General features: G+C 34.7%; 22 protein-coding genes. 8 read left to right on the forward strand and 14 right to left on the reverse strand.

The window, feature by feature from the left end:
* Window position 1: 1 nt before the first annotated feature.
* Genes FHR28_RS13270 through rfbB form a run of 11 tightly spaced genes read right to left on the reverse strand, consistent with a single transcriptional unit; the run spans window position 2 to window position 11,133 of the window.
* Entirely contained in the window at window positions 2-622 is a 621-nt protein-coding gene (locus FHR28_RS13270; protein WP_166782845.1) for a sugar transferase, read from the reverse strand.
* Window positions 606-1,763: a glycosyltransferase family 4 protein gene (locus FHR28_RS13275; protein WP_166782846.1), complete on the reverse strand. Its 1,158-nt coding sequence runs from the start codon at window positions 1,761-1,763 to the stop codon at window positions 606-608. Before FHR28_RS13275 ends, FHR28_RS13270 begins: the two co-directional genes overlap by 17 nt.
* Entirely contained in the window at window positions 1,753-2,847 is a 1,095-nt protein-coding gene (locus tag FHR28_RS13280) for a glycosyltransferase (RefSeq protein ID WP_166782847.1), read from the reverse strand. Before FHR28_RS13280 ends, FHR28_RS13275 begins: the two co-directional genes overlap by 11 nt.
* On the reverse strand, window positions 2,844-4,025 hold the full coding sequence (locus tag FHR28_RS13285) for a hypothetical protein (RefSeq protein WP_166782848.1): 1,182 nt from the start codon (window positions 4,023-4,025) through the stop codon (window positions 2,844-2,846). The genes FHR28_RS13280 and FHR28_RS13285 overlap by 4 nt, the downstream gene beginning before the upstream one ends.
* Window positions 4,026-5,102 (reverse strand): glycosyltransferase family 4 protein, encoded by a 1,077-nt coding sequence (locus FHR28_RS13290; RefSeq protein WP_228722088.1) that lies wholly within the window; start codon window positions 5,100-5,102, stop codon window positions 4,026-4,028.
* A gap of 2 nt (window positions 5,103-5,104) precedes the next feature.
* Complete coding sequence (locus tag FHR28_RS13295) at window positions 5,105-5,971, reverse strand: glycosyltransferase family 2 protein (RefSeq protein WP_166782849.1); 867 nt, start codon at window positions 5,969-5,971, stop codon at window positions 5,105-5,107.
* Window positions 5,972-7,228, reverse strand: a complete 1,257-nt coding sequence (locus tag FHR28_RS13300; protein WP_166782850.1) for an O-antigen translocase — start codon at window positions 7,226-7,228, stop codon at window positions 5,972-5,974.
* Window positions 7,229-8,344 (reverse strand): DegT/DnrJ/EryC1/StrS family aminotransferase, encoded by a 1,116-nt coding sequence (locus tag FHR28_RS13305; protein WP_166782851.1) that lies wholly within the window; start codon window positions 8,342-8,344, stop codon window positions 7,229-7,231.
* A complete protein-coding gene (locus FHR28_RS13310; protein WP_166782852.1) occupies window positions 8,341-9,198 on the reverse strand; it encodes a WxcM-like domain-containing protein in 858 nt (285 codons plus the stop codon). The genes FHR28_RS13305 and FHR28_RS13310 overlap by 4 nt, the downstream gene beginning before the upstream one ends.
* Before the next feature lies 1 nt (window position 9,199).
* Window positions 9,200-10,075, reverse strand: a complete 876-nt coding sequence (gene rfbA, locus FHR28_RS13315) for a glucose-1-phosphate thymidylyltransferase RfbA (protein WP_171527365.1) — start codon at window positions 10,073-10,075, stop codon at window positions 9,200-9,202.
* Window positions 10,075-11,133, reverse strand: a complete 1,059-nt coding sequence (gene rfbB / locus FHR28_RS13320) for a dTDP-glucose 4,6-dehydratase (protein WP_166782853.1) — start codon at window positions 11,131-11,133, stop codon at window positions 10,075-10,077. Before rfbB ends, rfbA begins: the two co-directional genes overlap by 1 nt.
* A 396-nt stretch (window positions 11,134-11,529) precedes the next feature.
* On the opposite strand from rfbB, the gene FHR28_RS13325 reads away from it, so the two are divergent.
* The 5 genes from FHR28_RS13325 to FHR28_RS13345 all read left to right on the forward strand — a co-directional run bounded on the left by FHR28_RS13325 (window position 11,530) and on the right by FHR28_RS13345 (window position 16,918).
* Window positions 11,530-12,633 carry a polysaccharide biosynthesis/export family protein gene (locus tag FHR28_RS13325; protein ID WP_166782854.1) on the forward strand — a complete coding sequence of 368 codons (1,104 nt, stop codon included), beginning with the start codon at window positions 11,530-11,532 and terminating at the stop codon, window positions 12,631-12,633.
* A gap of 4 nt (window positions 12,634-12,637) precedes the next feature.
* Window positions 12,638-13,066, forward strand: a complete 429-nt coding sequence (locus FHR28_RS13330) for a low molecular weight protein-tyrosine-phosphatase (RefSeq protein WP_166782855.1) — start codon at window positions 12,638-12,640, stop codon at window positions 13,064-13,066.
* Window positions 13,067-13,087: 21 nt separating this feature from the next.
* Window positions 13,088-15,283: a polysaccharide biosynthesis tyrosine autokinase gene (locus tag FHR28_RS13335; RefSeq protein ID WP_166782856.1), complete on the forward strand. Its 2,196-nt coding sequence runs from the start codon at window positions 13,088-13,090 to the stop codon at window positions 15,281-15,283.
* Window positions 15,284-15,474: 191 nt separating this feature from the next.
* Window positions 15,475-16,182 carry an FKBP-type peptidyl-prolyl cis-trans isomerase gene (locus FHR28_RS13340; protein WP_004723516.1) on the forward strand — a complete coding sequence of 236 codons (708 nt, stop codon included), beginning with the start codon at window positions 15,475-15,477 and terminating at the stop codon, window positions 16,180-16,182.
* Window positions 16,183-16,228: 46 nt separating this feature from the next.
* A complete protein-coding gene (locus tag FHR28_RS13345; RefSeq protein ID WP_004723517.1) occupies window positions 16,229-16,918 on the forward strand; it encodes an FKBP-type peptidyl-prolyl cis-trans isomerase in 690 nt (229 codons plus the stop codon).
* 265 nt (window positions 16,919-17,183) lie between these two features.
* On the opposite strand, the gene murJ is transcribed toward FHR28_RS13345, so the two are convergent.
* Both murJ and ampD read right to left on the reverse strand, forming a co-directional pair.
* Window positions 17,184-18,734 (reverse strand): murein biosynthesis integral membrane protein MurJ, encoded by a 1,551-nt coding sequence (murJ, locus tag FHR28_RS13350; protein WP_259192031.1) that lies wholly within the window; start codon window positions 18,732-18,734, stop codon window positions 17,184-17,186.
* A 74-nt stretch (window positions 18,735-18,808) separates the two neighbouring features.
* On the reverse strand, window positions 18,809-19,396 hold the full coding sequence (ampD, locus tag FHR28_RS13355) for a 1,6-anhydro-N-acetylmuramyl-L-alanine amidase AmpD (protein WP_166782858.1): 588 nt from the start codon (window positions 19,394-19,396) through the stop codon (window positions 18,809-18,811).
* Window positions 19,397-19,550: 154 nt separating this feature from the next.
* On the opposite strand from ampD, the gene nadC reads away from it, so the two are divergent.
* From nadC to FHR28_RS13370, 3 genes are all read left to right on the forward strand, one after another.
* Window positions 19,551-20,396, forward strand: coding sequence for a carboxylating nicotinate-nucleotide diphosphorylase (nadC, locus tag FHR28_RS13360; RefSeq protein WP_166782859.1), 846 nt, complete (start codon window positions 19,551-19,553; stop codon window positions 20,394-20,396).
* A gap of 151 nt (window positions 20,397-20,547) precedes the next feature.
* The gene (locus FHR28_RS13365; protein WP_166782860.1) at window positions 20,548-21,711 is read left to right on the forward strand and encodes a tetratricopeptide repeat protein; all 1,164 of its coding nucleotides are present in this window, start codon (window positions 20,548-20,550) and stop codon (window positions 21,709-21,711) included.
* 171 nt (window positions 21,712-21,882) lie between these two features.
* Window positions 21,883-23,760 (forward strand): LTA synthase family protein, encoded by a 1,878-nt coding sequence (locus FHR28_RS13370; protein WP_166782861.1) that lies wholly within the window; start codon window positions 21,883-21,885, stop codon window positions 23,758-23,760.
* A 26-nt stretch (window positions 23,761-23,786) separates the two neighbouring features.
* On the opposite strand, the gene FHR28_RS13375 is transcribed toward FHR28_RS13370, so the two are convergent.
* Window positions 23,787-23,939: a hypothetical protein gene (locus tag FHR28_RS13375; protein WP_166782862.1), complete on the reverse strand. Its 153-nt coding sequence runs from the start codon at window positions 23,937-23,939 to the stop codon at window positions 23,787-23,789.
* Window positions 23,940-23,948: the final 9 nt, after the last annotated feature.

Here is a 23,948-nt window from a genome sequence, read left to right on the forward strand (position 1 = left end):
ATTAATGATTGGTCGATTTGGTATCAGTTGTATCTGAACCTGAAAAACGGCTTGCTCCAACAGCTTGATCTGGCGAATCTATGCCTTCTTTTTTAAACATAACTTCAACTGTTTTAAACATAATTTTAAAGTCGAGAAGCGTTGATTGTTTTTCAACATACTGTACATCTAAATCAAACTTTTCTTCCCAAGAAAGATTATTACGTCCGCTCACTTGGGCAAGACCGGTCATCCCTGGTTTAACATTATGACGACGCAATTGATGGGAAGTATAATGTTCCACAAACTCAGAAAGCTGGGGCCGTGGCCCAACGATACTCATATCGCCTTTAAGAACATTAAGTAACTGTGGCATTTCATCTAAACTTGTTGAACGCAGCTTTTTCCCAAAAGGCGTAATACGCTGATCATCAGGTAAGGGTTGACCATCTTTATCAAAAGCATTTTTCATAGAACGAAACTTCATCATTCTAAAGTGTTTACAATCTTTTCCAGGGCGCTCTTGATAGAAAAAAATAGGAGAGCCTAAGTTCTTACGTACTTTATATGCCACAATTAGAAAAATTGGCGACAGTAATAAAAGTGCTATTGACGCAATAATGATATCAACAAGTCTTTTCATTTAGATCTTTTAAACCCATGATCTCTATAAGTTTGGAATTCACTTTTTCAGCATCAAATTTTTCTTGAGCTATTTGATAGCTCTTCAACCCCATTATATTCACTTGCTCAGGGTTCTCTATAAAGTAACACATTTTTTCTGCTAAAGCTTCTGGATTCCACTTAGGGACAAGAAAACCATTTATACCATCTATAACAGTTTCACGACAACCAGGAACATCTGTCGTAATCACAGGTCGTCCTATCGCCATCGCTTCTTGTGTACTACGTGGTACTCCTTCTCTATATGATGGCAGAACAAAGACACTTGTATCTGTTATCCAATCTTTTATATTTGTAACATATCCTGGATACTCAAACAGTTTTTCTTCAACCAATTGATTAAGTTGCTCCTGCTTTAATGCACCCATATTTTGATGATCAATTTCACCCAAAACCGTAAAATGAGCATCAGGATATTTAGATTTTACAATTCTTATTGCTTGAATAAATTCAAAGACACCCTTCTCTTTTAATAATCGCCCAATAAACAAAAATTTAACAGGAGATATTTCTGCTTTTGAATATGGATAATCCATCAAATTCAAACCAATTCCACCTAAGATATAAACTTCAGGTACTTTTAGATCATACTTTTCCATTAAATCATATTGATCATCTGGATTTAAAAAAATCATTTTATCTAGACACGGAAACGCCATTTTATAGAGTAATACTTGAATATTACGAATCAATTTCGTTTTTATTGTCTGCCCTTCTGGTTGCTCTGTAAAGGTATAACCTAAACCTTCAAGCATTCCTATGTTTATCGGAACTTTGGCTGCTCTTGCAGCCATGCTCCCATAAATAACTGGTTTTGCGAAATAAGATAAGACAACATCTGGTTGAATATCTCTTAGTATTTTTTTAAGTTGTAAGAAAGACTGAATATCTGCAAAAGGATTTAAACCACCTCTACTCAGTTGATATCTTAAAGGTATAGCACCTAGTGCTTTAATTTTTTCTAGGCATTCTTCTGTAGATTCTGAAGTTAAAGCAAAAACGATATGTCCTTGTTGAACCAACTGAAGAATTAAATCTGCGCGAAAACCATAAAAACTTGAACCAGTCGTTCCAATTAATGCAATTTTTTTAAAATTCATACAATTTCAGCCATTTCTCTACAGAATTTATTAAAGAAAACTGATCTTCAATTCGTTTACGTGCTATTTTATTATTATTTATCACTTCACTTTCATTTAACATTAGAACATCGTTAAAAGCATCGGCAAGAGCAGAACTATTTTGAATAGGAATTAACATCCCTGTTTCACCCATTATTTCTGCACTACCGCCACAATCTGTTGCAATAACATATGTTTCACATGCCATTGCTTCTATTATTACAGTAGGTAAACCTTCATATTTTGATGAAAGAACAAAAAAATCAGACATATTTAACAATGCTGGGATATCATCTCTTCGACCAAGCAATATAACATTAGATTGTAAATTCAAAGTATTAATTAACGCCTCAGTTTCTCCCCTAAGCTCACCATCTCCAGCAATGACTAATTTAGGTTGTTTTTCTCTAAAAGTGGCAGTCTCTTTAAATATGGAAAATGCTCTTAATAAATTTGGATAATCTTTAGCTTCATGAAAACGGCCAACTGACAGAAATAATGGTGTAGATTCCAAAACTTCAATTTCGTTTTTTAGCCAGTTATCTTTATTATTTTTTTCAAATTTACTGAGGTCTATACCATTATATACCGTCATGATTCCATTTTCAGGCACTGCTCCTAATTTTTCAAAACTATGAGAAGCATTTTTACTTACATTTGTTGTTATATCAGCGAGATTATGGGTGTATTTGTAAGCTAACATCCTAAACCTCCCCCCCTCATTATTACTATGAGCAGAGCAGATTAAACGTGGAACTGATAAAAATTTCCTAGAAATTCGAGCAAAAATATTGGCATGAACCATATGTGCATGAACGACATCAGGCTTAAAATCTAAAATTAATTTTTTATAATTTTTATATGCGAATTTAGCCTTTGTTAAATTTTCCAAACCTAAATATATAAGTTCAATTTCAGTATTTTTTGGACGAACAACTACACTACCTTTTAAATAAGCTATTTTTACACAATGACCACGTTGTGACATTTGATCGGCTAAGTCGGTTACTATTTTTTCCGCACCGCCCCCCCCCAAACCAGTTATTATAAATAATATCTTCATTTAACCGCACTCTTTTTTTGATTTAAAATAAAAACCACTATTAGCAAAACACCAAAAAAACCAGGGTTATTAAAAATAAACACACCTTTAAAATGTAAAAAACAACTAATTAAAATTAATAATAATGAAAAACTTTTCTTTAACACCTTATCAAAAATTGATAATAAAGCAATTAACAAAATTGATAAATAAAGCAACCCTCCAAATAAAATATTGCGAATAAAACCCGAATCTGAACCACCATAATAATTACTTGAATTACCATACCTAGCATCTCCAAAAAGTAGCGTAAATTGATTTTCAGGCAACCTTAAAACATCTTTAAATTGAGTAACAGACTCAGATTCTCCTACACTCTTATTAGCAAACATTTCATTAAACCAAACTTTGACTGCTTCAAAGGCAGGCACAAAGTTTAATACAATCAAAAATAATACAAAAAATAAAATTGAGAAAATAAGAACTTTAAATTTTCTTTTAAATATTAAAAAGTACAAAACTGCAATTAAATAACATATTAAGGCTACACGACCAGCAAAAATTCCAGCTATTGCTATAACACCTAAATATAAGTAATATAGATTTTCTCTCTTTTCAAGACAATACATAAGCAGGTAGGAAAAAGCTAAACCATATAAAGAAGAAATCCCAAAATATGAAGATCCTGCTAAAAAAGCATCTCTGTATTCATTTCCTCCAATTAATGCATTTTCAATATCATCACCATATTTGAATGGATATATTAAAAACTTCAAATTTGGGAAGGTTCCAAAAAACAAGCAAATCAACGAAGCTATTAAGAAAACAAAAAATAAATTTTTAGATAAATTAGACCTTCCAAAAATTGATAAATAAAATAAACTAGCTAATAAAATCGAAGTTGTCTTAAGAGTTGTCAAAAGATAACTTATATCATCCAAGTCCGAAAACAAAAATCTTATTAAAATATATGTAAAAAAAATAAAATATATTATTAAAAACTTATTAAAAAAAACTAAAATATCATGTATATTTTGAGTATATTTCTTATGGTTTATAATTAAAAAAAAACAACACACTGAAAGTACGATAAAAGAGCTACCCAAACTTCCAACTATTTTCAAGTCAAAAATCAACAAAAAGAGAAAAAAAGTGGATATAAAATTAAAGAATATATCTTTCTTTAAAAGAAAACTCATTTAAATTATTTCCTTCCATTTAACAATTAACTGATTAGCCTTGTATTTTTCTGATAAAATCAAAGATGATTTCACTTTATTTTGATAAGACTCTGTATCCATTTTTATTAAATTAGATAGTGCTTTAGCCAATAATTCTTTATTTCCATTATCAACCAAAAAACCATTTCCACCATCTACAATTAAATCACTTGGCCCACAATCACAATTAAAGCTCACTATTGGTAGAGAGAAAGACATAGCTTCTAGAATAACCATCCCAAACCCCTCATACCTTGAACTCAAACAAAATATTGACGCAGTATTATAAAAGCTAACAACATCTTTTGTGGTTGGAAAAAATTTAACATTATCTTCTAAATTTAGCTCTTTAGCTAAAGTCTTCAATTTAAATTCATCTTCTCCACTCCCAACAACATGTAACATCCAATTTGAATGTACTTTTGAAACATCATGCCATGCGTTAAGAAGAATATCGAATCCCTTTTGATTCGTGAGACGTCCCATAGCTAAAACTGTTCTGTATTCTTGACTTGGTTTATTTATAATATTTTCATACGGTGTAGGATTAGCTATTGGTTGTATATTTGCATTAATACATGTTAGACCTTGCTCCCATAACTCTTTGTCACGTTTCGTCAATGTAATCACATAATCACAATATTTTGCAGCCCATCTACGCCCAATATCGCGATACTTAACTCCAAGGTTTACATTAAAATTGAAGTGTTCCCAACAAATATGCTTAATTTTTAAACCAAATAATGCTGGTACAGTAAATACACATGAAATACTATCAACTACAATTAAAGTATCAATTTTATTTTTCTGAACATATTTTCTAATTTTATAACAACAACTTATAAAATTTTTTTTCATTGAAACTTTATTATCAAACATTGAGTCTAATTTTATTCGACTATCTAATTCAAAAAATGATGAATTTCCATTTGATAAGCTCAATATCGAAATATCGTAGTTTTGTGATATCAGTTGATTTGCAATTATTGATGTTACCCTTTCAGTTCCGCCTGAATGTCCCATGCTACCGATCAAAAAACAAATTTTTTTCATCATCTTTACTTCTGAATACGAAATATTTTTTTTGCTACTAACTTAAATTTATAAAATAAGCGATATGCAAAAATTGTAATTGATAACTTAAAATCCAACTTCAAAGTTTCTAAAGCATTATCCCAGCAGGCTTTTATAAATGCCTTTTTATAGGCATTATGATGACTAAATTCATTTAAAACCTGAAGACGTCCCAATGACATTTTATAAGGGTTAGAAAATGTATTCCCATCATGTGTCCGATATGAACAAAAAAGTTCATCCATATATATTATTTCTCCGCCCGTTTCTAATAGCTTTAAATAGATATACCAATCTTCAACAATCATTCCGTCGACAAAACCACCTATAGCCTTTAAAGCATCTAATCGAATCATTTGTGTTGGCGCTGGAAGAAAGTTATCTGTATAAATTAAATCATCAAATTTAAATATTTTATTTGACTGTCTAATTTCACCGATTTTTATATTTTCATTATTTATAAGCTGAACTGCACCAAAGATTGCAGTCATACCTTGATATTCTTGAAGAAGTTCAACTTGTCTTGCTGTTTTACCCACTAACATAAGATCGTCTGATGCAATAGGAGAGATAAAGTCACCTGAACACCATTCTAATGCCTCGTTTAATGTGCTACTTAATCCTTTATTTGCTCTATGACGAAATTCAAAACGTACAAATCTTTTTTCACAATCTACAACAATTTCTTGTATTTTTTCAACAGAATTATCTTTTGAACCATCATCTATAATAATGAGTTCAATATTTTCATATGTTTGATCGATCACACTTTGAATACAATCTTTCACAAAGTTTTCATGATTATAACAAGGAATAACAACTGAAACTAATGGCTGAGAACCTAAGCTCATTTATGATACCTTCTCTTTTAAAGCTTTAAACACAAGATAACTCATCACAACCCAATACACTCCATAATTCACCATATGGGCAACTGAAACACCTTCAAATCCGATCATTTGAGTAAAAATATAAGTTAGAATAATCGAAGTCAAAGCAAAAATTATCTCAGTTGTAATAAAAAGTCGCGTCATGGCTTTACTTAACATCAAATAAGCTAGAATCCAACTTCCTATTTTTAAAGAATCCCCTATCATCTGCCAAAGGAATAGATCACGCATTGGCAAAAATGTATTTGAAAACAATACAGCAATTATCCAATCTCGTAAAATATAAACCATTAATCCCCCCATAATAGCCAGCGGGAAAAAATACTTATATCCTAAGTAAACTTCTGTTTTAATATCTTTTAGATTTTTTAACTCTGAAAGCCGAGGTAAATAATATACACCAAGTGTTGTTGTTACTAGCATAAGATATGCGGCACTTAAACGAATCATCGCTTCCCAATAACCGGCATAAATTGCACTATATTCGTTAGTTAAGTAGCTCCGAATAACCATTTGTGATAATGGAACGCAAATTGCACTCACCAGGGCCATCAATGCAAACGCTAGAAACTTTTTAGCAATTTCCTTATCCACTTTTCCAAATAAATAACCAAACTGAAACCAGTCAGACTTATAACATAAAAAAAGCGTTACAAAAAAAGCCAATGATTGGTAAATTGAAAGCGCAACTAATGCACCATATAAATTGTATTTGATTGCTAATACACTTGTAATGGCTAACGAAAACAAGCTTCCGAATATATTCGCAATCACCAGTTTTAAAACTTCTTTTTTGCCATTCAAAATTGCTAAAAATAAAGCGTTGAAAGTAAAAAAAGTTAAAAAAACTGCAAACCAGACAAAAATTGACTGATATTTTTCCGTATGAAAAATATAAAGTGATAGCTGTTTTTGCAAAAGAAAAATACTAAAAGAAAATAATAAGCTAAAAAATAAAACAATACTGCCTGCTGTTTTCCAAATAGTTCTTTGCTGCGTTTCATCCTCATAATATTCAGCAGTGTACTTAATCACTGCTGTATTGATTGCACTTCCTGCAAAAGTTGTAACCATCTGAATAAAGTTTTGGAATTGGCCAATTGCGGCATAGCCTGCTGGTCCGACATACACAGCCAAGATTTTATTCAATATAAACATCGTAGCGGTTTTTATTAAAACAGCTACGCCATTTAGAACACTGATTTTTAGTAAATTCATTTATATTGCAAAATAATTACAAAGTTGAATTACTTTTTCAACGTCTTCTAAGCTCAAAGTTGGTCCAATCGGTAAACTCATTACTTCTACATGAATTTTCTCTGATATTGGATAACTTAAATCATTCCACTCTTTATAAGCCTCCTGTTTATGAGGAGGTATTGGGTAATGTATCAAAGTTTGTACACCATTTTCAGCTAAGTAATTTTGTAAAGTTTCACGATATTCAGTTCTGATCACAAATAAATGCCACACGTGCTGTTGGTACTTTTCAGCATTTATATTACTTAATGGCAATTCAATTAGGGGGTTATTAATCTTCTCAAGATACAAACTGGCAATTTTACGACGATGTTCAATCTCTTTATCTAAGAACTTTAATTTTACGTCAAGCATAGCAGCTTGTATTTCATCAAGACGGCTATTTACACCTGGCACTAAATTTTTATATTTTTCATGTGAACCATAATTACGAAGTGCGCGTAGCATCTGTGCTAGTTCTTCATCATTGGTCGTTACAGCACCTGCATCACCAAGAGCCCCTAAGTTTTTGCCTGGATAAAAACTAAAACCTGAAGCATCTCCCCAATTACCAGCCTTTTTCCCATCGATTTCAGCCCCATGTGATTGAGCTGAATCTTCCAAGACCAGTAAATCATGCTTATTTGCAATTTCTATAATTGCAGGCATATCGGCTAATTGACCATATAAATGAACAGGTAAAATGACTTTTGTTCGCGAAGTAATTGCCGCTTCAATTTTTGCAGAATCAATATTATAAGTCGCAATATCAGGTTCAACTAAAACTGGTGTCAAATTATTTGCTGTAATTGCTAAAATACTTGCGATATAAGTATTTGAAGGAACAATAACCTCATCACCATCTTTTAACCTACCGAGCTCTTTCCACGCACGCAGTGTTAAGATAAGTGCATCTAGACCATTTGCAACCCCAATTGCAAATTTTGTTCCACAATATTCAGCAAAATTTTGTTCAAATTTTTCCAGCTCATTCCCACCAATATACCAACCGGAGTCAATTACTCGTGTACAAGCTTCTACTAGCTCTGTTCTATATTGTTGATTAATATTTTTCAAATCTAAGAAAGGAATCATTCTTCTATATATCCTTTGATTATTGCTGGATTTCCAACTACGATCGCATTTGCAGGAACATCTTTAGTTACAACTGCGCCAGCTCCAATGAGTGCCTTTTTACCTATTCTTATACCAGGTAATATCGTTGCGTTTGCTCCAATAGTTGCTCCTTTCTCTACAATCGTTTTTGGAAACTCATCAGGATATTGCTTCGAACGCGGTTTCTTGTCATTGGTAAACGCAACGCATGGACCTATGAAAACGTTATCTTCTAATGTAATGCCATCCCATACATAAACACCCGATTTAATTGTGACGTTATTACCAATCTGTACGTCATTTTCAATCATGGTATGTGCGCAAATATTACAATTTTCACCAATGACTGCTTGTGAAAAAATCACACTATATTGCCAAACTTTTGTTTTTTGACCAATATTTTTAGACTTCACGTCAGACAAGGGATGAATATAAGGTTTGTTCACAGCCTTGAGAAACTCATCATAGTTTCGAATATAATCTTGTTCTGAAAAATGCTCACTTGCAAGAACAATTAAAACACAATCTTCAGAAAAATCATGCATTTCACGCCATATTAAATCTTCTATTACCAAGCCCTGAGTAGCTGAGCTCAAAATGACTTCTTCTTTCTTATAACCATTATCTAAAATGAAACGACAACTTCCTTTAAGGCAAATTGCGACCTGTTTCAAATCTATATGGGCATGAAATCCACGAGGTTTATTAGTGGTATTAAAAATATAATATAAACGCTTTACTTCAAAAGGAATGGAGTGATTTGATTCAATTGCAACCAATCCACCTCTTTCATCGCCAAAATTTGGCAAATCAATTAATTTAACTAGGCTCATTTTAGTCATTTACCAAAGAAATCAAATATTGACCATAGTCATTCTTACTCATACTTTGACCAGCTTCCATAATTTGTTCTTTAGTTAACCAACCATTATGTAGTGCAATTTCTTCTAAGCAAGCAACTTTATAACCTTGACGTTTTTCAATGGTTTCTACAAATTGAGCTGCTTCGAGTAAACTTGCATGTGTTCCTGTATCTAACCATGCAAAACCACGACCTAATAACTCTACATTTAAATCACCGCGCTCAAGATACATCTGGTTAACTGTGGTAATTTCCAACTCACCACGGTCAGAAGGCTTTACATTTTTGGCAATTTGAATAACATCGTTGTCATAAAAGTACAAACCAGTGACTGCAAAATTTGATTTGGGATGTTTTGGTTTTTCTTCTAAGGAAACAGCACGTTTCTGATCATCAAACTCAACCACACCAAAGCGCTCTGGATCTTTAACCTGATAACCAAAAACCGTTGCACCTTTTTGACGTGCTACTGCTTGACGTAACATAGGTGTAAAGCCTTGACCATAGAAGATATTATCGCCGAGCACTAAACAAACATTACTATCACCAATAAAATCTTCACCAATAATAAAGGCTTGTGCTAAACCATCTGGACTTGGTTGAACTGCATAGCTAAGTTCTACACCAAACTGCGCCCCATCACCCAATAATCGTTTAAAACCATCAATATCTTCAGGTGTGCTTATGATTAAAACTTCTCGAATTCCAGCAAGCATAAGTACAGATAATGGATAATAAACCATCGGTTTATCATAAATAGGGAGGAGTTGCTTAGATACGCCTTTAGTAATCGGATACAAACGAGTACCTGAACCACCTGCTAAAATAATACCTTTTGTTGTTGTCATTATGCACTTACACCTAATCGTTCACGTTGGTAGCTACCATCTTGTACTCGACGGCACCATTCTAAATTATTTAAATACCATTCTACAGTTTTACGAATACCTGTATCAAATGTTTCTTCAGGCTTCCAAGCTAAATCTTGACCTATCTTACTTGCATCAATTGCATAACGTAAATCATGTCCAGGCCGATCTTTAACAAAGGTAATCAATGTTTCGTAAGGCTGCGCATTAAATTGTGGTTTTAACTCATCCAAGATTTTACAAATTGTTTTAACGACTTCTATATTTTGTTTTTCGTTATGCCCACCAATATTGTAAGTTTCACCTACTACGCCTGCTGTAACAACTTTATAGAGTGCCCGAGCATGATCTTCAACAAACAACCAATCACGGATTTGATCTCCTTTGCCATAGATAGGCAAAGGCTTACCATCCAAAGCATTTAAAATCACCAATGGAATTAGTTTTTCAGGGAAATGATAAGGACCATAGTTGTTTGAACAATTGGTCACAATAGTAGGTAAACCATAGGTTCTTTGCCATGCACGGACTAAATGATCTGAGCTTGCTTTACTTGCAGAATAAGGAGAGCTCGGTGCATACGCTGTTGTTTCAGTAAACAAATCCGTTGTGCCTTCTAAATCGCCATACACTTCATCTGTTGAAATATGGTGAAATCTAAACTGTTGCTTTTGCTGTTCACTAAGCGCTAACCAATATTTTCGGGTAACTTCCAACAAAGTATATGTACCCACAATATTAGTGCTGATAAATTCAGCAGGCCCATCAATTGAGCGATCTACATGTGACTCAGCAGCTAAATGCATCACTACGTCAGGCTTAAATTCAGCAAATGCTTGAGTTAATTTTTCGACATCACAAATGTCAATTTGCTTAAATTGGTAACGTGAGTCTGAATCAACTTCTTTTAAAGACTCTAGGTTGCCAGCATAAGTCAGCTTATCAATATTTAATACTTCATCCTTTGTATTTTTTATAATATATCGTACCACTGCTGATCCAATAAACCCTGCACCACCAGTCACCAAAACTCTCATACCCTAATCCTGCAAATCATTTTTTAATAAATCTAATAGTTAAAATGTTCCAATAATAAGCTCATCAAAACATCAGAATCTTTTTACATAAGGATGATTTCTATCCATTTTCATACTAAAAGATTATATCCAAACTCAAGTTAAAATTATATATTAAACGGTATCAAACAAAGCCAAATAATTTTGACTTTCATCACCTTTCAAATTTCTAATGAATTACTTTATTCTTTTTAAATTACAAAATCATTGAATAGATACAAGTCAACACACTTCTTTTTCGGTTTTAATACAATTACTCCTTAACAATAAGATACCCAACCTGACTTTTTTAGCTTACAATTCGCTTTCAAGATTAGATTCTAAGCAACAACGCAATATAAAATAAGGGTTTTGAATGTGAAGTATCCGTACACATCACTGTTTACAATTTTAGCGATTTCGATTTCGTTTTCTGGTTGTGCGATCACTTCAGGACTTCAAACCTATGATCTGCCTGAACAAGGTCAATATAGAACTGATCAAGGTGCTGAACTTTCCGTTGTACAACTGAATCAAAATAATATTCCAAATCTAAATACAACTAGCCAATTAAGTTCAAATAATCTTGTATCGTTATTCAATAGCTCACAAAATATTTATCGTTTAAGTTCTGGGGATGTTCTTTCAATTCAGCTTTGGGCGTATCCTGAAATTACCCCACCAATCCAAGATGCAACCAATATTAAAGCTGTGGGTTACCCCATTGATCCAAATGGTAATGTTCAATTACCTTTAGTGGGTTCAGTGCATATTGCAGGTAAAACTTTAGCCGAAACTAATCGTTTTTTACATAATCAATTTGCTAAATATCTAAAGCATCCTGATGTTGTTGTCCGTGTATTGTCTTATGAAGGTCGCCGCTATTTTGTCAATGGCCAAGTCATACGTAGTGGACAATATACATTAAACGACCAACCTATTAGTATTTATACTGCACTAGGTCAGGCGGGTGGTGTAGACACTAAAACTGGTGATACCACCAATATTCAGCTGATCAGAAACGGACAAACCTATAACCTGAATACCATTCAGTTAGAAAAACAAGGATTGTCCCTGCATCAATTATTGATTCAACCCAACGACACAATTTTCGTCAATTCTAAACAAGATCAAAAGCTCTATGTCATGGGTGAATCAAATAAAAGCCAAGCCCTTGTTTTACGTGACCAAGGTATGACCCTAAGTGATGTACTTGGTGAAAGTGAAGGTATTAGTCCGTATTCTGCTAGTGCTGCACGTATTTATGTGATGCGAACAGATTTAAGCTCTAAGCAATCAACCATTTATCAATTAAATTTAAATAGTATAGGAAATCTTGCTTTAGCAAATCAATTTGCGATGCAAAAAAATGATATTGTCTATATTGATGCAACTGGTCTAACTCGCTGGCAACGCGTTATTGGGCAAATTGTACCTTTTGCCAGCGCAATTTATTCTTTCCAATTATTAGGAAACAACTAATATTATGGATATTAATAATATACTTGTGGTTTGTGTGGGTAATATTTGCCGTAGTCCAATGGCAGAGTTCTTTTTAAAGCAAAGTTATCCCAAATTAAATATAGAATCAGCGGGACTTTCTGCGATGGTTGGGCATTCAGCTGATGATAAAGCAATTGCCTGTATGGATGCTTTAAATATTGATATGCGCTCCCATATTGCGCGACAAATTAATGCTGAATTGATTAAAAAAGCCGATCTTGTTCTAGTGATGAGCAAAAACCAGTCACAACATATTGAGCAAAAATGGCCATTTTCTAAAGGGAAAGTATTTCGTATAGGGCACTGGCAAGGTCAAAATGTGCCTGACCCATACCAACATGATCAAGCTTTTTTTGACGAAACATGTAAAAATATCCAACTTTATGCCAATGACTGGCAATCACATCTATAAATTTTAATTAGTTGTTTACCTATGAACCAAAATTCAAAAACTAATGATGATACGATTGACTTAAAAGAGTTGTTTTTCTCTTTAATTGCTCAATGGAAAGTGATTGCGCTTTGTGTCATTTTAACTTTAATCTGTGCTCTACTTTATTTACGTGTGACCTCCTCTGTCTATTCGACAGATGCAATGGTTCAGGTCGAAGATGGTAAAAGTGCTGCTTCAGCTGCTTTAATGGGTGAACTCAAAGATGTTGCAGGTGGTTTGGGGCAAAAATCCCCGGCTGATGCTGAAATCGAAATCTTAAATTCACGACTTGTACTTGGAAAGGTCATCAATAATTTGAACTTGAATATTCAGATTCAAGATAATGAAGCTACTTTTTTACATAAGTTAATTTCCAAAGACAAAAATCAGCTTAGTTATAGTGCTAAAGCAGTTGATTTTAAAAAAAATCAGTCTAGTTTTTCTATTTTAAAGTTAGATATCCCTGAGTACTATTATGATAAAAAACTCAAATTACAATTTATAGATAAAAAGCAATTCAGCTTAACGTATCAAGATCGCGTTGTATTTAAAGGTGCGCTCAACCAGCTCAACCAAGCTCAAGACAATAAAGGATTATGGTCTGTTCAGATTAATAGCCTAAACCCATTTCAACAAGATTTTACCATCACTAAACTTTCTCTTCCTTCAGCTGTCAAGTTAATTCAAACAAATTATTCAGTTGCTGAAAAAGGTAAAATGACAGGTGTGATTGGTCTGAGTTATAGTGGAAATGATCAACAGCATATTACTCAGGTTCTCAATAATATTTTAAGTGTTTACCATGAACAGAATATTGAGCGTAAAACCTTAGAATCTAAACAAACCTTAAGTTTTCTCGATCAACAGTTACCAGAACTAAAACAACAGCTTGAAGCCTCAGAGATTAAATTTAATAAATTTCGTGAACAATATAATACTGTAGATGTTACTCAAGAAGCTGAGCTGATGTTAAAACAGAATATTGAATTGGAGAAAATGCGAATTGAGTTAAAGCAAAAACAAGCTGAATATTCTGCTAAATATACATCTGATCATCCCCTAATGACAGAGATCAATGCACAGCTTGCTGCGATTGATAAAAAATCTACGGAACTTAATCAGGCCATTAAACGTTTGCCTGAAACGCAACGTTTATATTTACAACTCTATCGCGATGTTAAAGTCAATACAGAACTCTATACATCACTATTAAACAGTTATCAACAATTAAAAATTGTAAAAGCGGGTGAAATTGGCAATGTGCGTATCATTGATACAGCTGTCGAACCTGTGAAACCAATTAAGCCAAGAAAATTGATTATTTTAATTTTATCAATTTTTGTCGGTGGATTTATTGGTATTCTGATTGCTTTATTACGTAATATGCTTTCATCCGGGATTAAAGATTCTAGCCGTATTGAAAATGAACTTGATTTACCGGTCTATGCCACTGTACCTCGCTCTCCGATTCAAGAAAGCCGTGTGCAGTTACTGAAAAAGAAAAAATCGATTCCTATTCTTGCTGCTAAAAATAGTGAAGACATTGCCATTGAAAGCTTACGTAGTATTCGTACCACGATTCACTTTGCTTTAAATAATGCAAAAAATAATATTATTGCAATTTCAGGACCAGCTCCAGAAATTGGTAAATCATTTATTTCGACCAACCTTGCCGCAATTTTCGCACAAGGTAATAAGAAAGTCTTATTGATTGATGCAGATATACGTCGAGGCTATTTACATAAATATTTCAGTCATGACACTTCACCTGGTTTAACTGAATATTTAGCAGGACAAAGCACGCTTGAACAATGTATTGTTCATTCAAATACTGTAAACCATTTAGATTTTCTGCCACGTGGTAAAAATCATAATCATGCTTCCGAAATGCTCAGTTCAGATCGTTTTAGCGAATTATTAGAACAACTTTCTGAGCAATATGATCATATTATTATCGATACACCGCCTATCTTAGCGGTAACTGATGGCATCATCATTTCTCAATTTGCGGGTGTAAACCTTGTGGTTGCACGTTATGCAAAAACACAAATGAGAGAATTAGAATTAGCCATTAATCGCTTTGAACAGGCAGGAAGTAAAGTGAATGGGGTTATTTTGAATGATGTTCAAGCAACTGCTGGAGGTAATTATGGCTATAATTATGCTTATGCCTACACCGCATCCAAAGATGATTGATATTCAATAAGTAGCAAAAAAGCCAGATTGAATCTGGCTTTTTTGTGCCAATTTTTTGATCAAAACAACTGTATATTTTTAGTTGTCTTCATCAGATAACTATATCGTTTATGATGAAGAAGTTATATGCTTGAGCAGATTATGCTAATGATCAAATTAGCCTCTTAAAAGATTAAAATTTGGAAATTTTTATGAGTAAAGCCTTACCCATCGCAATTGCTGTAATCTTAGGTGGTGCTGCACTTGTACCTGTTTATTATGCATCTCAACATCCTGCTGATGTAAACAGTCATTCAATGTCAAAAAATGCTAAACCTGTAGAAAAAATCAGTTATGCACTTGGTTATGAAGTTGCGAGCCAAACGCCACCTGAAGTCGATGTGAATACATTTATCAGCGGTATTCGTGACGGCCATGCTAAAAAACAACGTGCCTATACAGATGAAGAATTACAAGCTGCGTATGTTGACTTCCAAAAAGAAATGCAACAAAAGCAATTACAACAAAGCAAAGAAACAGCTTCATCAAATGACTCATTCTTAGCTGAAAATGCGAAAAAAGAAGGTGTTAAAACAACAGCTTCAGGATTGCAATATAAAATCACCAAAGAAGGTACGGGTAAACAGCCTGCTGCTACTTCACAAGTCACGGTACATTACAAAGGTCAGTTGTTAGATGGCAAAGTATTCGACAGTTCATATGATCGTGGTCAACCCGTTGAGTTTCCTTTAAATCAAGTGATTCCAGGTTGGACTGAAGGTTTACAACTCATGAAGGAAGGCGGTAAAGCAACCTTATATATCCCTGCAAAATTGGCTTATGGTGAACAAGGTGTTCCTGGAACAATTCCTCCAAACAGCACTTTAATTTTTGATGTTGAACTTGTTAAAGTTAAATAACATTTAAGAAAAGGAGAGATTTACTCTCCTTTTTTGGATTTTAATTATGAAAAAAACACTTATTGTGCTTAGTCTTAGTCTGCTGAGTAGCGCAGCTTTCTCAGCACCGATTAACAATAAAAGCTCTCAACAAGATCAACTTGGGTATAGCTATGGTTATGTCATGGGACGTACCAATGCCGATACCTTAAAACAAATTAATTTAAATGCCTTTATCCAAGGCATCAAAGAAGGCTCTACAGGTCAGAAAGCAAGCTTAACTGATGAAGAGATGGCAAAAGCACTTGCACAATATAAACAGCAAACTGAAGCAAAACAAATGCTAGAGTTTAAACAAGCTGCAGATGTAAATGCCAAACAAGGTGAAGCTTTTCTTGTAGAAAATGCGAAGAAAACAGGTGTAATTACTCGCCCAAGCGGTTTGCAGTATAGTGTTTTACAACAAGGTACTGGAAAATCACCCTCTGCAAAATCTAAAGTCTCTGTAAACTATGAAGGTCGTTTATTGGATGGCACTGTATTCGACAGTTCTTTTGCACGAAATGAAGCGGTAGAATTTCAAGTTAGCCAAGTGATTCAAGGTTGGACTGAAGGTTTGCAACTGATGAAAGAAGGCGCGAAATATCGTTTCTTTATTCCAGCAAAACTTGCCTACGGCGAGATTGGTGCGGGTGATGCGATTGGCCCAAACAGCACATTAATTTTTGATGTAGAACTTCTAAAAGTTTTACCTTAGTTTCAATGCGAAATAGTTTTAAAAATAAAAAGCATCGCTCAATTGCGATGTTTTTTATACTCTAATAAAAAATCTTATCGCATTTCATAGAAGTAAATTCATACATCTATAAAGCTTACAGTACTGTATTTTATATTTAGAATTTAAATTCTATCCCACACGCTATGGGTGACATCCTTGTCACCACGCTAGATACAACAATTATGATTGAATGATACTCAAAGTAAAAATTGTCTGATTTACATTCTATTAGTTAGTATTGCTTTTAGTGCTTTAAATGTCTTGGTCTAAATCCTGCAGCAAGCAGCGCAATACCATAAGCCACAATACCTACTAAACATAACCCGACAACTTCAAGAATTCGAAGCCATTGCGAAACCGTACCATCATACCAATTTAAAGAAAACCATAGCGCGCCAATCATCACGATATTGGCTATGGCAAATTGAACGAATAATTTTTTCCAGTGCGCACCAAAACGGAAAATATTTTTCTTATGTAAATAAAAATATAACATCCCTGCATTGACCAAAGCTGAACCTGAAGAAGCAATGGCTAAGGCCATATGCTCGGCTTGCCAATCAATCAATTTAAAAATACCAATAAAGATAATGTTTAAAATCGCATTGGCTGCAACCGCCATTAAGCCGACACGTACAGGTGTTTTGGTATCCTGAATTGCATAAAAACCTGGTGCAAAGACTTTAATCAACATAAATGCCAGTACACCACCACTCATACATTGCAGCGCCATAGCGGTCATTTGCGTATCACGAGCATCAAAAGCACCATGCTGGAAAAGTGCTTGAATAATTGGCGTAGATAACATGAACAAAGCGATACTGGCAGGCACACCCACCAAGACAATCACGCGTGCAGCCCAATCCAACATTCTACGGAACTTGGCTTGATCTTGTTCTGCTTTACTCACGGAAAGAGACGGAAGAATCACAGTACCAATGGCAACACCAATCAATCCAAGTGGCAACTCGGTCATGCGTTCAGCACTATATAACCATGACACCGAACCATCTTGCATGAATGATGCCCAGATTGTATTTAACAATAAGTTAATCTGAGTGACTGATACACCAAATAAAGCGGGCAACATCAGTTTTAGAATTCGATCTACACCCTCATGTTTAAAATCAACTTTAGGTGGAATCAGTAATTTTTTATTCCATAATTCAGGGATTTGAATGGCAAGTTGTAAAACTCCTGCTGCAACCACAGCCCATCCTAAAGCCATGATCGGTTGAGCCATATGTGGGGCTAACCACCAAGCACCAGCAATCATTGCCACGTTGAGTAAGACAGGCGAAAACGCTGGCGAAGCAAAAGATCCATAACTATTCAAAATACTGCTGGCAAATGCAGTCAATGACATAAACATCAGATATGGAATCGTTAAACGAAACATATCTACAGCCAGATCAAACTTTGCGGGATCGTTATGAAAACCGGGAGCATAGACATACAAGATCACAGGCGCAATGATCATACTGATTAAGGTTAACAGTGACATCACCATTAACAGGCAGCCAAACACACGACTAATCAGAATCTGTACTTCTGCATGAAGTTTTGTAGTTTTATATTCGGTGAGTACGGGAATAAATGCTTGCGAAAAAGCCCCTTCTGCAAATAAACGCCTGAAAAAATTGGGAATACGAAAAGCAACCACAAAGGTGTCAAAATCCTTACCTGCCCCAAACACATTGAGCAAAACCATATCTCTGACTAAGCCCAAGACTCGTGACAACATGGTCATTGCACTGACAATAAAGGTGGATCGCCACAGCGCCATCGTATTCACCTAGTTAAAATAAAGTCGCTATTGTAATTAAATATTCTTAAAATTGCGTTGTTAAATCATAAACAGACGCTTATTTACTTCGCTTGTTTTGTCTTAATTTTTTTCTGGTTCAAACTTTCTCTAAACTGCTGCCATTGAAAATGTGGTCCAGGATCAGTTTTTCGTCCTGATGCAATATCAGAATGTCCTGTTAAATGATGATCAGTTTTTGGATAAGCGTGTTGCAAAATGGCAACCACATCAACCAGTTGTTGATATTGGATCGCTTCAAAATCGCGATCATCACTTCCTTCAAGTTCAATCCCAATTGAATAGTCATTACACTCAACTTTACCCAGATAAGCTGAACGTCCAGCATGCCAAGCCCGATCATTAAAATTAACAAACTGTATAATTTCACCAGTTCTTAAAATCAGCAAATGTGCAGAAACCTGCATACCCTCAATGGTTTGAAAATAAGGATGGACTGACCAATCCAGTTGATTTTGAAAAAACTGTTCAATATAACCACCACCAAATTGTGACGGTGGCAAACTAATATTGTGAATCACAATCAGCTGAATCTCTGTATTTTCAGGACGTTGATTATAGTTGGGTGATGGGACTTGTCTTGCGCCAATCAATTGACCATTCACGACCTGAAACTGTGGTGCAAATTGCATATCTTATTCCTACAGAATTTTTCTATTTTCAATAAAGCTGATTCTCAATATTTTAGTGTACTCTTATCTGTATAAAATAAAAACTTCTTCAAACTTGCAACGACAGTGCTAATATATCGCTCAGTTTTTAAGGGTGACTAAAATAGGGATATCCATGAGCATACCTGAATCTTTGCTTGAACAATCTATTCAAATTAATATTCAACAAGCACTCCAAGAAGATATTGGCGATGCTGATATTACTGCCCTACTCACACCAGAAGATGAGCAAGCGACAGCCACGATCATTTCGCGTGAAGATATGGTCTTGGCGGGACAACCTTGGGTCGATGCTCTGATCAAGGCTTATGATCCAAGCGTACAGATTACTTGGCTTAAAAATGATGGAGACTGGGTCAAAGCCAATGAAACTATTTATAAATTGGCAGGTTCTGCGCGTAGTTTGCTGACTGTTGAGCGTCCTGCATTAAACTTTGTGCAAACCCTGTCTGCAGTCGCAACCAAAACGGCTGAATACGTAAAATATCTAGAAGGTACAGCAACCAAATTATTAGATACACGCAAAACTTTGCCGGGTTTACGGATTGCACAAAAGTATGCAGTTGCTGTAGGTGGTGGGCAAAACCATCGCCTAGGTTTATTCGATGCGTTCTTAATTAAAGAAAATCACATCATGGCTGCAGGTGGTATTGCTCAAGCAATTGCCAAAGCGCATCAAATCGCACCAGGTAAGCCTATTGAAGTCGAAGTTGAAACATGGGATGAACTGAATCAAGCACTTGAAGCCAAAGCCGATATCGTCATGCTAGATAATTTTAGCCAACAACAAATGATTGATGCGGTTAAACATGTTGCAGGGCGCTGTAAATTAGAAGCTTCTGGAAATATTACTCTTGAGAATTTAAGTCAAGTTGCACAAACAGGTGTTGACTATATTTCGATGGGTGTATTAACCAAAGATGTTAAAGCGATTGATTTATCTATGCGTTTTAATGCCTAATTACTCAATCATATTCGGTCATAAAGCAGTATCTATATACTGCTTTTTTATTACAAAATATAACGATGAGTCAATAAATAATCAGTTAATTTTATGCAAAAGACCTTCTAAATAACAATCAAATTACGTGCACCAACAAAAGAGATAAACAATGAAAAAACATATTTTATATTCATCACTATTCGCATCCATTATTCCGATCCTGAGCCATGCAGACACCGTCAATGTGCATGTGTTAAGTGCAACAGTCAAAGATCAAAATATTGCCAATGCTGAAGTAATTTTGCAAAAAAATGGTGAGCGCTCTGCCTCAAGTTCTACCAATACAAGCGGCCGAGCCGCAGTCAATAGTAATACTATAGACAGTTCAGATAATTTACTGATTATCAAAAAATCAGGTTATTCAACACTGGTTGCAAAATGTCCATGTGATAGCATGACCTACGCCTTAAGTCCTGTACTCAAAGATCTCAACAGTATGCGAATTGTACTGAATTGGGGGCAAAACCCTTTAGATCTCGATTCACACTTAAGTTATAAAAATCAGCATGTGTATTGGGACAGTAAACAAGGTTTGGCTGCAAATCTAGATGTGGATGACACCGACTCTTATGGTCCTGAAACCGTCACTATCGATAAACGTTTAGAAGGTCAATATTATGTGTATTCAGTACATGACTTTTCTGATCGGACTCAACCAACTACGACCAATTTATCCAATAGCCAAGCCAAAGTCATGGTCTATGCAGGTGAATCACTGATCCGCTCTTATTATATTCCAACTGGTCAAGCGGGTAATTTATGGACGGTATTCCGCATTAGCCCTGAAGGTGAAATTCAAGATATCAATCGTATTTCAGGAACCACGGTTAACGCAAGCCAAGTGGGTTCAACAGTATCAAATTATCAAAATCAAACCACTCGGGTAAATATTGTTCCTGTCTCAGCTGATGCGCAAAAACGAGCCAAGGCACTTAATTTAAGTGCAGATAAAGCCTATCAAAACAACCAGATTGAACAAGCTGCAATGCTCTATCAACAGTCTATCGACTACAATCCAAATGTTGGCCAGACCTATAGTAATCTTGCTGTTGCTTATCAAAAGCTCAATCGTTCCTCAGAAGCTTTATGGGCAAATCAAAAAGCCATTGCTTTGGCGACCAATAACAATACCAAAGCTTATTCTCACTATAATATGGGTAAAATCTATGAAAATAATCAAGATTATGCCCAAGCTAAGCAACATTACCAATTGGCCAATCAATACAAACCAAGCGCGACTTATGATGAAGCGATACAACGTGTAAGCCAGTAAAAAAATTGCCCAAAGGATATCTACATTCTTTGGGCAGCTTTGATGCTTTAGTTTGCTATTTTTTATTGATATGTTTTAATTTTGCTTACAAAACAAGCAGCTTTTACATAGAAAAGCCGTCTGAATAAGCCTATAATCTTTGGCTTCCAATACATTCCTGTAATTAGGCCAATGAAGACTTTGAAACAACAAGTTTTGTTTTTACTTGTCGCTTTTTTATCTGTATTTGCTTTTTTCTTATACCAAGAAGATATCACGCGTTTCTTTCAATTACGTGACATCTATCTAAAACCACGTCTGTATAAATATGGCTTTTCAATTCTCTTAAACTACGCCTTTATTAGTTTATTTTATTTAATTTTAAGAAAAACCTTTGCGACCATTTTACTCAGTCAATTTATTATTTTTTTACTGAGCTTTATCAATATCAAGAAAGAGCAATATCTTTCTGCAAGTTTGGTTCCTAGTGATTTTTTATTATTTAAAGAAACCTTTGTCGCCTCTCCAGTCATGCTCAAAATTGCAGTCTTTGCAGCAATTGCGGTGTTTATTGGACTATTTGTATTTCTCTATAAAAAAGAGAAATTAGGGACGAAGCCTCTTCTCCTGACAAACAGCATTTTATCTTTTGCCATCCTTGGTTTCTTTATCACTGCGAATTTTAAAAATAATTTTAGTGAAGCTTGTGCCAATGCAGCAAAAAATTCAATTTGCCAATATGCAAAATATCTACCCAATACCCGTGGTGATTGGATCGGTGATCATTTAACCATTAAATATTTAGGTTTTTCGACCTTCTTTTTTTCCAAAACGGTTGATGGCTTAAATAATAAAATTTTCCAAACACAAGTCATCCCTGAAGAAAAAGTTGCCGCTTTTTATCAACCGATGGCGGTTGAACATGATGAAGAACCTACATCGAATCTAGCATCAGATGATCCGTCACAACAAAAACAATTGCCAAATATCGTTTTTGTGATGAGCGAGTCGCATTGGGATGCCAGAAAATTAGACAAAAGCATTCCACCTAACATCACCCCAACGATTAGTAAAAATCAGGTCTCTAGCTTATTGTCTCCAAGCTTTGGTGGAGGAACTGCTAACGTTGAGTTTGAAGTATTAACCAGTCTAAATACCTATTTAAATCATAATGAACTGGCTTATGTCTCAAAATTAAAACGTCCAACTTATTCATTACCGATGTATTTAAATACATTGGGTTATGAAACAACAGCAATGCATAATAATGGTAAATACTTTTATAACCGCAGCGCAGTTTATCAAAATCTAGGTTTTAACCGTTTTACTTCAATTGAAAATATGATCAACATGGCTGACCGTGCTAAATATATTAATGCTGCGGGTTGGGCTACTGATGATTTAATTTATAACAGCATTGAAAATCAGCTTAAAAATACGGATAAACCTCAATTTATCTATGCGATCAGTGTTGAAAATCATCCAATGTACAGTGATGATCGATTTGGTAAAGATCATTTTAAAATCACCAAAGATGGTGTGAGTGAAAACAGTAAACGTGCGCTGAATACTTATTTAACGGGTATGCAACGTGCTGACGATAAATTTAAAACCCTGATTGAGCATGTCAAACAGCTTGATCGCCCAACAATTGTGATTTTCTTTGGTGACCATTTACCCAACTTACAAAGCGTTTACGATGAGTATGGCTTCTTTAAATCAGCGCAAGAAAAAGCTGAGAAAAAAGATGTTCGCTTCTTTGAAACACCACTTGCAGTTTGGGCAAATTTCCCGATTGATCAAAAGCAATTTAAAGGGCCTTTTGTGGCGGCACATTTCTTAGCACCCAAAGTATTAGAAGCTGCGCATATTCCCCTTTCACCTTACTATGCTTTTGTAAATAAGGTGGGTTCTTGTTATAGCACTGTTCATCAAACAGGGACGCAAACGCAAAAATCTTGTGAATTTGATCAAACAGAGATTCTACAACAGTATAAAGACATGAATATGGATGTGCTAAATGGTAAGAATTTCACTTATCAGATGTTAAAATCAAAAGCTGAAAGCTAGTCCTATCCAAATGATCAAGAAGGTTCTCAAGAGTCTTCTTGATCATGCTGCTGTTCAGCATGTTGTTGCGGTTCATTATTTTTTGCGTCAAATTCTTTGCTTTCGAAATCTTCACGGCGTGGATCTCCAGCCATCAATACAAAGGTAATCACTGCGAATAGAACAATGAGTATTTTCATAAGCCTGCC

The organism is Acinetobacter sp. BIGb0196 (genome assembly GCF_011759595.1).
Lineage (GTDB): Bacteria > Pseudomonadota > Gammaproteobacteria > Pseudomonadales > Moraxellaceae > Acinetobacter > Acinetobacter guillouiae.

Excerpts from the sequence above, each read along its gene's own strand:
- FHR28_RS13270 (WP_166782845.1), bottom strand. The coding sequence starts at position 622 with ATGAAAAGACTTGTTGATATCATTATTGCGTCAATAGCACTTTTATTA.
- FHR28_RS13275 (WP_166782846.1), bottom strand. The coding sequence starts at position 1,763 with ATGAATTTTAAAAAAATTGCATTAATTGGAACGACTGGTTCAAGTTTT.
- FHR28_RS13280 (WP_166782847.1), bottom strand. The coding sequence starts at position 2,847 with ATGAAGATATTATTTATAATAACTGGTTTGGGGGGGGGCGGTGCGGAA.
- FHR28_RS13285 (WP_166782848.1), bottom strand. The coding sequence starts at position 4,025 with ATGAGTTTTCTTTTAAAGAAAGATATATTCTTTAATTTTATATCCACT.
- FHR28_RS13290 (WP_228722088.1), bottom strand. The coding sequence starts at position 5,102 with ATGATGAAAAAAATTTGTTTTTTGATCGGTAGCATGGGACATTCAGGC.
- FHR28_RS13295 (WP_166782849.1), bottom strand. The coding sequence starts at position 5,971 with ATGAGCTTAGGTTCTCAGCCATTAGTTTCAGTTGTTATTCCTTGTTAT.
- FHR28_RS13300 (WP_166782850.1), bottom strand. The coding sequence starts at position 7,228 with ATGAATTTACTAAAAATCAGTGTTCTAAATGGCGTAGCTGTTTTAATA.
- FHR28_RS13305 (WP_166782851.1), bottom strand. The coding sequence starts at position 8,344 with ATGATTCCTTTCTTAGATTTGAAAAATATTAATCAACAATATAGAACA.
- FHR28_RS13310 (WP_166782852.1), bottom strand. The coding sequence starts at position 9,198 with ATGAGCCTAGTTAAATTAATTGATTTGCCAAATTTTGGCGATGAAAGA.
- rfbA (WP_171527365.1), bottom strand. The coding sequence starts at position 10,075 with ATGACAACAACAAAAGGTATTATTTTAGCAGGTGGTTCAGGTACTCGT.
- rfbB (WP_166782853.1), bottom strand. The coding sequence starts at position 11,133 with ATGAGAGTTTTGGTGACTGGTGGTGCAGGGTTTATTGGATCAGCAGTG.
- FHR28_RS13330 (WP_166782855.1), top strand. The coding sequence starts at position 12,638 with ATGGATATTAATAATATACTTGTGGTTTGTGTGGGTAATATTTGCCGT.
- FHR28_RS13335 (WP_166782856.1), top strand. The coding sequence starts at position 13,088 with ATGAACCAAAATTCAAAAACTAATGATGATACGATTGACTTAAAAGAG.
- FHR28_RS13340 (WP_004723516.1), top strand. The coding sequence starts at position 15,475 with ATGAGTAAAGCCTTACCCATCGCAATTGCTGTAATCTTAGGTGGTGCT.
- FHR28_RS13345 (WP_004723517.1), top strand. The coding sequence starts at position 16,229 with ATGAAAAAAACACTTATTGTGCTTAGTCTTAGTCTGCTGAGTAGCGCA.
- ampD (WP_166782858.1), bottom strand. The coding sequence starts at position 19,396 with ATGCAATTTGCACCACAGTTTCAGGTCGTGAATGGTCAATTGATTGGC.
- nadC (WP_166782859.1), top strand. The coding sequence starts at position 19,551 with ATGAGCATACCTGAATCTTTGCTTGAACAATCTATTCAAATTAATATT.
- FHR28_RS13365 (WP_166782860.1), top strand. The coding sequence starts at position 20,548 with ATGAAAAAACATATTTTATATTCATCACTATTCGCATCCATTATTCCG.
- FHR28_RS13370 (WP_166782861.1), top strand. The coding sequence starts at position 21,883 with ATGAAGACTTTGAAACAACAAGTTTTGTTTTTACTTGTCGCTTTTTTA.
- FHR28_RS13375 (WP_166782862.1), bottom strand. The coding sequence starts at position 23,939 with ATGAAAATACTCATTGTTCTATTCGCAGTGATTACCTTTGTATTGATG.